The sequence below is a fragment of the uncultured Campylobacter sp. genome (assembly GCF_938030815.1).
GTDB lineage: Bacteria > Campylobacterota > Campylobacteria > Campylobacterales > Campylobacteraceae > Campylobacter_B.
Genome location: NZ_CALHII010000100.1, coordinates 1 through 9097, shown reverse-complemented (window position 1 = coordinate 9097; position 9097 = coordinate 1). Strand labels below are relative to the sequence as shown.

Genomic DNA, 9097 nt, shown 5'->3' with positions numbered 1-9097 from the left:
AGGAAAAGCACGAGTTTGAAGATGCCGACGGAGCGCCTGGTATCGGTAGAATTTTAAGCGTGCGTGCAAGCGATGAGGTAAGCGCTAAATTTGCTTTTCGAGCTTACGAGATCAAAGGCGAGCTGAAGTTAAATTTAAAGCAGACCTTGCGTCTTGCAAGCGTTGGTATTTTGCAAAGCTGCGCGGTGCAAAATTTCATCAACTACGCTACTCACTCTACCGGAGTATTGCTGCGCGCTTATGATTTTGAAAAGATCGCTTCCGCAGATGGCAAGGTAGCGCTTGACATAAAGCCTATGCCAAACGGTGAGTTCGGCGTTTATGCGGGCAAGAGATTGCTTAGCGTAGCAGGAATTTGCCAAGACGCGGAGCTAAAGGCGTGTTGCAGTAGCAAAGTGGTGCTATTAGAGGCAAACTACACCGCGCCACTAATTATCGCCAAAGCAGTAAACGAAAACAAAGGCCTAAAAGGCGACGAGCATGTGTATCGCTCAAGTAGAGGCAGCGAGCCAAAGCTTAGGCTGGGGCTAGATCTGCTATTTAGATTGCTACTTAAAAATAAAGCCGTGAGCCTATATGCGGGCACACAAAAGATTTCAAATGCTTTGGAGCCGCTTATCGTGGGCTTTAGCGAAAAAGAGATAAACTCAATGATCGGCGCGCAAATTCCGCGCGATAAGATCGTAAAAATTTTAAAAAGGCTGGGCTTTGATGTGGGCGTCGAAGCCGATCTCATCACTGCCAAGGTGCCGCCTTTCCGCCATGATATCGTAAATTCCCACGACGTTTGCGAGGAGATCGTGCGTATCGTAGGCATCGATAATATCGCCGCCGCGCCGCTAAGCTTCTACGAAAAAAACCGCCTAAACGATACCTACGTAAATTTACAAAACGGGCGCAAGCTTCGCAGCAAGGCGGCCGCAGTAGGATTTTTTGAGTGCGTGCATTATGTATTTGACGACGGGAAGGCTCTGCAAAGCTTAGGCTTTGCGCCGTGCAAGGTTAAAATTTTAAATCCGATAAACGGCGAGCTGGACGCGCTAAGACCGACGCTGATTAATCATCTGTTGGAGTCTGCTGAGCGAAATTTAAAGAATTCTCGCAGAAGCGTCAAGCTTTTTGAGCTAGGAGAGGTCTTTGACGAAAGCGGCGCGCAGAGCCTAAGACTGGGCTTTATCGCTAGCGGATTAAAGGCGGAGCCCTCTATCGCTGCCGGCGCAAAACCCGCCGCGGTCGATTTTTTGTATTTTGCAAATTTAATCCAAAGCGTCATCGGTAAATTTAACGTCAGGCTGCCCGGCGAAAATTTGAAATTTTTAAGCGAATTCGAGCAAGCTCAGATCGAGCAGAGCGGCGAGATAGTGGGCTTTATCGGGCGCGTGGATTACGCCGTAGAGGCGGGGCGAGATCTGGATAAAAGCTATCTGTGCGAGATCGATTTTTCCAAGCTTAAATTTGAAAATATCGTAGTGGACGCTTATTCGAAATTTCCTAGCGTATCGCGCGATCTAAGTATTTTGGTGCCGAGCGGAATGCGTTTCGAGCAGATCAAAGGGTGCATAGACGCCCTTAAAATCGAGGCGCTAAAGGAATTTATCCCGAGCGATCTTTATAGCGACGAAAGCCTGGGCGATTCAAAAAGCCTGACGATCAGACTTGTATTTCAAGACCTTCAAAAAACGCTCTGCGATGAGGAAGTGGCGGGCTTTACCGATAAAATTTTAGCCGCGCTTAGCAGCGAGCTGGGACTTGGGTTGCGATGAGAATTTTTGCGCAAGCGGGCCCTTTGCGAGCGGATATCTCAAACATCGCCGCGGATAAATCAATCTCGCATCGTGCGGCGATCTTTTCGCTGCTAGCGGATGGGACGAGTAAAATTTCAAACTATCTAGCCGCCGAGGATACGCTAAATACGCTAAAAATAGTGGAGTTTTTGGGCGCTTGCGTGCAGCGCGACGCGAGCGAAATTTTAATCACTCCTCCCGCCGCTATCAAAGAGCCTAACGTTCCGCTTGATTGCGGCAACTCGGGTACGGCGATGCGGCTATTTATGGGCTTTTTGGCGGGACGAGAGGGCTTTTTCGTGCTATGCGGCGATCGGTATCTAAGCGAGCGTCCGATGAGGCGCGTTGCGGATCCGCTTTGCAAGGTGGGCGCTAAAATTTACGGACGAGCAGGCGGCGAAAAGGCGCCGATTGCGGTGCTCGGACAAAAGCTCGGATATTTTGAATACGCGAGTAAAATCGCGTCTGCGCAGGTTAAGACCGCTCTTATTTTAGCGGCCTTGCGCGGCAGCGGGTGCAGGTTTAGCGAGCCCGAGCTTAGTCGCGATCATAGCGAGCGGATGCTAAAAGCGATGGGCGCGCAAATTTCGCGAAACGGCCTTGCGATCGAAGTCGCACCGCTTAGCTCGCCGCTTAAGCCACTTGAAATTTTTATCCCAAACGACCCCAGCTCGGCGTTTTTCTTTGCCGTAGCCGCAGCGATAACCCCAGGCTCGCGCATTGTGCTAAAAAATATGCTGCTAAATAAAACCCGCATAGAGGCGTATGAAATTTTAAAACGCATGGGCGCTGAGGTAAAATTTCACAAAACAAGCGAAATTTACGAGCAGATCGGCGATATAGAGGTCGCTTACGCGCCGCTTTACGCCGTGGAGGTGAGCGAAAACATCTCGTGGCTGATAGACGAGGCGCCTGCGCTTGCGATCGCCTTTGCCTGCGCACAGGGAAGTAGCGTGCTTAGAAATGCCGCCGAGCTGCGCGTGAAGGAGTGCGACCGCATAAAGGTAACCTGCGAAGGTCTTCGCGCCTGCGGTATCAAGGCGCGCGAGCTGCAGGATGGCTGGCAGATCGAAGGCGGCGAGGCAAACGCGGCGATCATCACGCCGTGCGGAGATCACCGCATCGCGATGAGCTTTGCGATTTTGGGCTTAAGATCTGGGATGATCATCGAAGATAGCGATTGTATTGCGACGTCGTTTCCGAATTTCGCCGCGATTTTAAGACAGATCGGGGCCGGCGTTGAAGATTGAGATGGCCAAAAGCTACGGCTTTTGCTTCGGCGTCAAGCGCGCGATCAAGATCGCAGAAAGCGCCGGCGAAGCCGCTACGATCGGCGAGCTCATACATAACGCCGAAGAGATTAACCGTTTAAAACAAAATTTCGGCGTCAAAACCTTAGAGGGCGTTAACGAGATCAAGGACGAGCAAAAGCTCATCATCCGCACCCACGGCATCCAAAAGGACGATCTACAAAACCTAAAGGCGCAAAACAAGCAGCTCATCGACGCTACCTGCCCCTTCGTGACCAAGCCGCAGCAGATCGTAGAAAAGATGAGCGCGGAGGGCTATGATATCGTGATCTTCGGCGATAAAAACCATCCCGAGGTAAAGGGCGTGAAATCCTACGCAAAATCACGCGTATTCGTGATCATGGATACGAAGGAACTGCAAGACGTCAAGCTCGGCTCACGCGTCGCGCTCGTTTCGCAGACTACGAAAAAGATAGAAAGCTTTACCAAAATCGCGAATTTTTTGATGCAGCGTGCTAGGGAGCTGAGAATTTTTAATACGATTTGCAATGCGACGCTGGAAAATCAAGAGGCGGTAAAAAGCCTGTCGCAAAAGGCCGACGTAATGATAATCGTAGGCGGGAAAAATTCCTCCAACACCAAACAGCTTTTTTTAATTTCACAAAATTTTTGCAAAGACAGCTATCTCATAGAAAACGAAAGCGAGCTTGAGCGCTCGTGGTTTGAAAACAAAAGCCTCTGCGGCATCTCCGCAGGAGCCAGCACGCCCGATTGGATCATCAAAAAAGTAGTAGCGCGAATCGAAAATTTAACGCAAAATTTATAAGCCCTCTTATCAAATTTTACTCTTAGAAATTTATCAAATCGAAAGCAAATTTTAGCTAGAATCGCGTATTTTAGTTCTTTTCAAAAAAGCACAAATAAATTTAAAGGAAGCATATGGCTGAGGTGAACGAGAAGGTTCAAAACCACGCAGAGGAAGATTTTGCGACATTGTTAGAGGAGTATGACGCCGGGAAGTCTCGCGACGAGGTTGTCACAGGTAAGGTTATCGCCCTTAAGGACGGTGAGGTTTTCATAGACGTAGGCAGGAAGTCGGAGGGCATTTTAGATGCTGCCGAGGTGAGCGACGAGCAAGGAAACCCGCAGGTTAATGTAGGAGATGACATCAAAGTCGCTATTATCGGAAGCAGAGGCGGTCGCCCGGTCGTATCGTATAAAAAGGCTCTAAAGAAGGAAAAAGTAAAGGCGTTCATCGACTCCTATGATGAAAACGCAGAGAATGTCTATGACGTTAAAATTCTATCGTTTAATAAGGGCGGTTTCGTTTGTGCTAACGCAGATGATGTGGAATTTTTTATGCCTCGCTCGCAAAGCGCGCTTAAAAACCCAAATGGCGCCGTCGGTAAAAATTTCAAGGTAAAGATCATTAAAGTTGATAGAGACGAACAAAGCATCGTAGTATCGCGTAAGAAGCTACTTGATGAGGATCGCAAAGCAAGCAAAGAGGCGATCGAGAAAGTAATCGCCACTGAGGGCATCATCGAAGGCGTCGTCAAAAAGATCACCACCTACGGTATGTTTGTAGACGTAGGCGGCGTGGACGGGCTCGTGCACTACAGCGAAATTTCATACAAAGGCCCGGTAAATCCAAGCTCGCTCTACAAAGAGGGCGATAAGGTTCCGGTTAAAGTTATCAAATACGATAACGATAAAAAGCATCTCTCTCTTTCGATCAAAGAGGCGATGCCCGATCCTTGGAACGAGATCAAAGATAGCCTGGAAGTGGGCGATACTATCCGCGTAAAAGTAAGTAATATCGAGCCTTATGGCGCGTTCGTCGATCTTGGCAACGACATCGAGGGCTTTTTGCATATCAGTGAAATTTCGTGGGATAAAAATATCAAAAATCCGAAAGATTTCATCAGCGAGGGCGAGGAGCTTGACGTCGAGGTCGTAGAGATCAACCCTAGCGAGCGTAGATTACGCGTGAGCCTTAAAAATTTACTCACTAAGCCTTTTGACGAGTTCGTTGCTAAGCATAAAGTGGGCGACGTGCTAAAAGGCAGCGTCACTACGATTACAAATTTCGGTGCGTTTGTGAGGATCGACGGCGTAGAGGGGCTTTTGCATAACGAGGACGCTTCGTGGGATCGCGGCGAGAAGTGCAAAAATTTATTCAAAGTAGGCGACGAGATCGAGGTTAAGATCATCAAGATCGACAAAGATACTCAAAAAATTTCTCTAAACCACAAAGAGCTCGGCGATAGCCCGATTAGCGATTATGCCAAGAGCCACAATCAAGGCGATGTCGTAAAAGGCAAGATCCGCGATATTAAAGAGTTTGGAATTTTTGTCGAGCTTGGAGGCGGTATCGACGCGCTTATTCGCAAGGAAGATCTCGGCAACGTAAGCGTAGATAGCCTAAAAGTGGGCGACGAGATCGAGGCTGCGATCGCTTTCATCGACGAGAAGAAAAATAGAATTCGCCTAAGCGTGCGCAGGCTGGCTCATCAGAAGGAGCGCGAGGCGCTAAACGAGATCAATAGCAACGACGACGAGAAGCAAAGCCTAGGGGATCTAATCAAAGATCAACTAAATAAATAATTCCTCCCGCAAGGCATCCCCGCCTTGCGGACCCACTTCTAAAGGTTAAATTTAATGAAAACTATCATAGTTTGCGACGCAATCCACAAAATCGGTTTTGATATGCTTAAGCAGGAATCGGACGTTAAAGTACTCGACGCCACGAGCGTGCCCAAGAACGAGCTTTATGGAATTTTAGGCGATGCTGACGTCGCGATTACCAGAAGCTCTACGGCGGTGGATGAGAAATTCCTTGGCGCGGGCACCAAGCTAAAAGCGATCGTGCGCGCGGGCGTGGGCGTGGATAACTGCGACATCGACGGCTGCTCCAAGCGCGGCATTATTTTGATGAACGTACCTACTGCAAACACCATCGCCGCGGTTGAAATGACCATGTGCCATCTGCTAAATGCGGCGCGCAAATATGTAAATTCCTGCAACGATCTGAAAATTAATAGAATTTGGAAGCGCGAGAAGTGGTACGGCGCCGAGCTTTATAAAAAAAGCCTCGGCATCATCGGCTTTGGAAATATCGGTTCGCGCGTGGGGGTGCGCGCGCTTGCGTTTGAGATGAACGTCATCGCCTATGATCCCTATATCGAGCCTGAGAAGGCCACGAAGCTCGGAGTAAAATATACGAAGAATTTCGATGAAATTTTATCTTGCGACTTCATCACGATCCATACGCCGAAAAATCAAGAGACGATAAATATGGTAGGCGAGCCGCAAATAGCGAAGATGAAAGACGGCGTGCGCCTAATAAACTGCGCTAGAGGCGGGCTGTATAATGAAAAAGCGCTCGCAAACAATCTACGCAGCGGCAAGATCGCGTATCTCGGCATCGACGTTTTCGACAAAGAGCCTGCGACCGATCACGAGTTTTTGGATATCGAAAATTTAAGTGCGACTCCGCATCTTGGCGCAAATACGCTCGAATCGCAAAGTAATATCGCCAGAGAAGCCGCAGAGCAGGCGATCAGCGCCGCGCGCGGCTTAAACTATCCAAACGCTTTAAATTTGCCGCTTAAGCTCGAGGATTTGCCGCGCGGTATCGAGCCGTATATAAATTTAGTCTCCAAAATGGCCTATCTTGCGGCGCAGATCAATAAAGGCCCGATCAAATCGATTCGTATCGAGGGCAGCGGCGAGATGGTGCAGTATCTAAAATCGATGCTCGTTTTTGCGATCGTAGGCGCGCTGCACGATTCTTTGGGCGACTCGCTAAATTACGTCAACGCTAAATTTCTTGCGGATGAAAAGGGGATTGAGACGAGCTTCGGCGAGCTTGCGCGCAGTGTTTATAAAAGCGAGATCGCGGTTAAGGTTACGACCGACAAAGCGATCTCAAATGTCGCGGCCCTGGTGAGGAGCTGGAACCTCGCCGAGGCGAGCGTCGGACTGGCGGCGATCAACTCGTGGTACTCCCTGGCCGAGGTCGCCGCCCGGAACGGATTCGTGCCCACCGGTGCGGGACTGACCTGGCGCGAGGTCTTCGATCCCTACGCCGATTCTGTGGAGGGCAAGGTCGTCGCGATCATCGGGCACTTCCCCTTCGCGCGCGGCGTGCTGTGGAAGGCCGCCGATCTCCAGATCCTCGAGCGCTTCCCCGAGCCGGGCGATTACCCGGACACCGCCTGCGAGTACCTGCTGCCCGATGCCGACTACGTCTTCATCTCCTCGTCGAGCTTCGTCAACAAGACGACTCCCCGCCTCCTCGACCTGGCGATCGGCGGCGGGGCGCACACTGTGCTCGTGGGCCCCTCCACGCCCATGCACCCGCTCCTGCTCGACCTGGGAGTGGACACCGTCACCGGGTACGTTCCCGATCCGGAGGTCGGGAGGGCCGACGTCATCGAGTCCCTGTCCCCCACCGGTCGGATCGGCCCGGGCACCCGCATGCATCAGCACAGCGCGGCATGACGCCCCTCCCGGGCGCGAGCGCGTCGACCTCAGGGCAGGCGCCAGTCCACGGGCTCCGCGCCCATTCGGGACAGCTCGTCATTGGCCCGGCTGAAGGGTCTGGACCCGAAGAAGCCGCGCGAGGCGCTCAACGGCGAGGGGTGCGGCGAGGCGATGATCGGCGTGGTGCCGAGCATCGGGGTCAGCGACTGCGCCGGCCGGCCCCACAGGATCGCGACGAGGGGCTCCGGGCGCTCGACCAGCGCCTCGATCGCCCGCTGGGTCACCGTCTCCCACCCCCAGCCGCGATGGGAGGCGGGCGCGCCGGGGCGCACCGTCAGGACCCGATTGAGAAGCATGACCCCCTGGCGGGACCACGGTGTGAGGTCCCCTGACGTCGGCCGATCCACGCCCAGATCGTCGACCAGTTCGGCGAAGATGTTCTCCAGGCTGCGTGGGGGCTTGACCCCGGGCTGCACCGAGAAGCTCAGCCCCATCGGGTGCCCGGGAGTGGGGTAGGGGTCCTGCCCCACGACGAGGACCTTGACCTCCTGCATCGGGTAGGTGAAGGCGCGCAGCACATCGGTGCCGGCCGGCAGGTACCCGTGTCCGGCCGAGACCTCCTGGCGCAGGCGGGCGCCGATCTCGTGGATGGTCTGCTCGACGGGCGCCAGGGGCTCGACCCATGAGGGATGGACGATCTCGGACAATGGCCTGGGACTGCTCATCCTGCAACCCTATCCGCAGCCTGTGCGTCCGGGCCCCTCGAGGTCTTCTGCGTTCCCATGAGCTCTCATGAGTGCCTCCGACCGATTCCGCGGGTCTCCCGTGCGCGGGAGCGGTCTCCCGCTATTCTCACAAGATGAGCAACTACCAGTACCCCGACGACGAGTTCGACGCAGCCGACGCCGACGGACCGGTTCCCGTCGGTGTGCATCGGGCTCAAGTGCCCGCATGGCGCAGTTGGATCCCGCTGCTGGCGGTGCTCATCATCGTGCCGCTCGTGGCCTGGGGCGCGGTCGCCCTGCTGAGGCACGGAGGCGCTCCCTCCTCGACCGCCACGTCCTCCGAGAGCGGGGCGGCGCCCGACGCCCCCGCGGCCTCCACCCGTCCCGCCGATACCGGCGACACCCCCGCGCCCGACGCGAGCGGCACCCCCGGGCAGCAGTCCCCCGACAACGCCGACCTGACCACCGGCATCACCGTGCACAACGGCACCGCCGTCAGCGGACTGGCCGGCCGCACTCGCAGCAAGCTCGGGAACGACGGCTTCACCTCGGTCAACGTCGCCGACGGTGTCTACGGCGCCACCGACCCGGCCACCACCACGGTCTTCTACGCCGCTCCGGAGAACGCCTCGACCGCTCGGACCGTGGCCGACTCCCTGGGCGTCACCAACGTCGTGGAGTCCGCCGAGGAGGCCTCGTCCAACCCGATCGTCGTCGTCCTGCGCGACGACTACCAGGAGTGAGCCGGGTCCTCCGTTCGCCCGTCCGCCGCGATCTCCTGCGCGCCGCCGTGCTGCTCCCAGATCGTCGGGCTGGCCATGATGCGCTACCTCCTGCGCCTCGATCCGCT

7 protein-coding genes are annotated in these 9097 nt (G+C 54.0%); 6 read left to right on the top strand and 1 reads right to left on the bottom strand.

Features of this window, described 5'->3' with window-relative positions:
- The 5 genes from Q0277_RS03590 to serA all read left to right on the top strand — a co-directional run.
- The coding region (locus tag Q0277_RS03590; protein ID WP_297995677.1) for a phenylalanine--tRNA ligase subunit beta at positions 1-1763 on the top strand (1763 nt) is incomplete at its 5' end.
- Positions 1760-3034, top strand: coding sequence for a 3-phosphoshikimate 1-carboxyvinyltransferase (aroA, locus tag Q0277_RS03585; RefSeq protein ID WP_297995674.1), 1275 nt, complete (start codon positions 1760-1762; stop codon positions 3032-3034). The genes Q0277_RS03590 and aroA, both read left to right, overlap by 4 nt.
- Positions 3024-3860 (top strand): 4-hydroxy-3-methylbut-2-enyl diphosphate reductase, encoded by an 837-nt coding sequence (locus Q0277_RS03580; RefSeq protein ID WP_297995670.1) that lies wholly within the window; start codon positions 3024-3026, stop codon positions 3858-3860. The genes aroA and Q0277_RS03580 overlap by 11 nt, the downstream gene beginning before the upstream one ends.
- A 113-nt stretch (positions 3861-3973) precedes the next feature.
- The gene (locus tag Q0277_RS03575) at positions 3974-5641 is read left to right on the top strand and encodes a 30S ribosomal protein S1 (protein WP_297945412.1); all 1668 of its coding nucleotides are present in this window, start codon (positions 3974-3976) and stop codon (positions 5639-5641) included.
- Between the two features lie 54 nt (positions 5642-5695).
- On the top strand, positions 5696-7540 hold the full coding sequence (gene serA, locus Q0277_RS03570; RefSeq protein WP_297995668.1) for a phosphoglycerate dehydrogenase: 1845 nt from the start codon (positions 5696-5698) through the stop codon (positions 7538-7540).
- Between the two features lie 29 nt (positions 7541-7569).
- Here the strand turns inward: serA and Q0277_RS03565 are convergent, their stop codons facing one another.
- Positions 7570-8247, bottom strand: coding sequence for a uracil-DNA glycosylase (locus Q0277_RS03565; protein ID WP_276780855.1), 678 nt, complete (start codon positions 8245-8247; stop codon positions 7570-7572).
- Between the two features lie 134 nt (positions 8248-8381).
- Between Q0277_RS03565 and Q0277_RS03560 the strand changes: the two genes are divergently transcribed.
- Positions 8382-8990 carry a LytR C-terminal domain-containing protein gene (locus Q0277_RS03560; protein ID WP_297995664.1) on the top strand — a complete coding sequence of 203 codons (609 nt, stop codon included), beginning with the start codon at positions 8382-8384 and terminating at the stop codon, positions 8988-8990.
- Positions 8991-9097 lie beyond the last annotated feature (107 nt).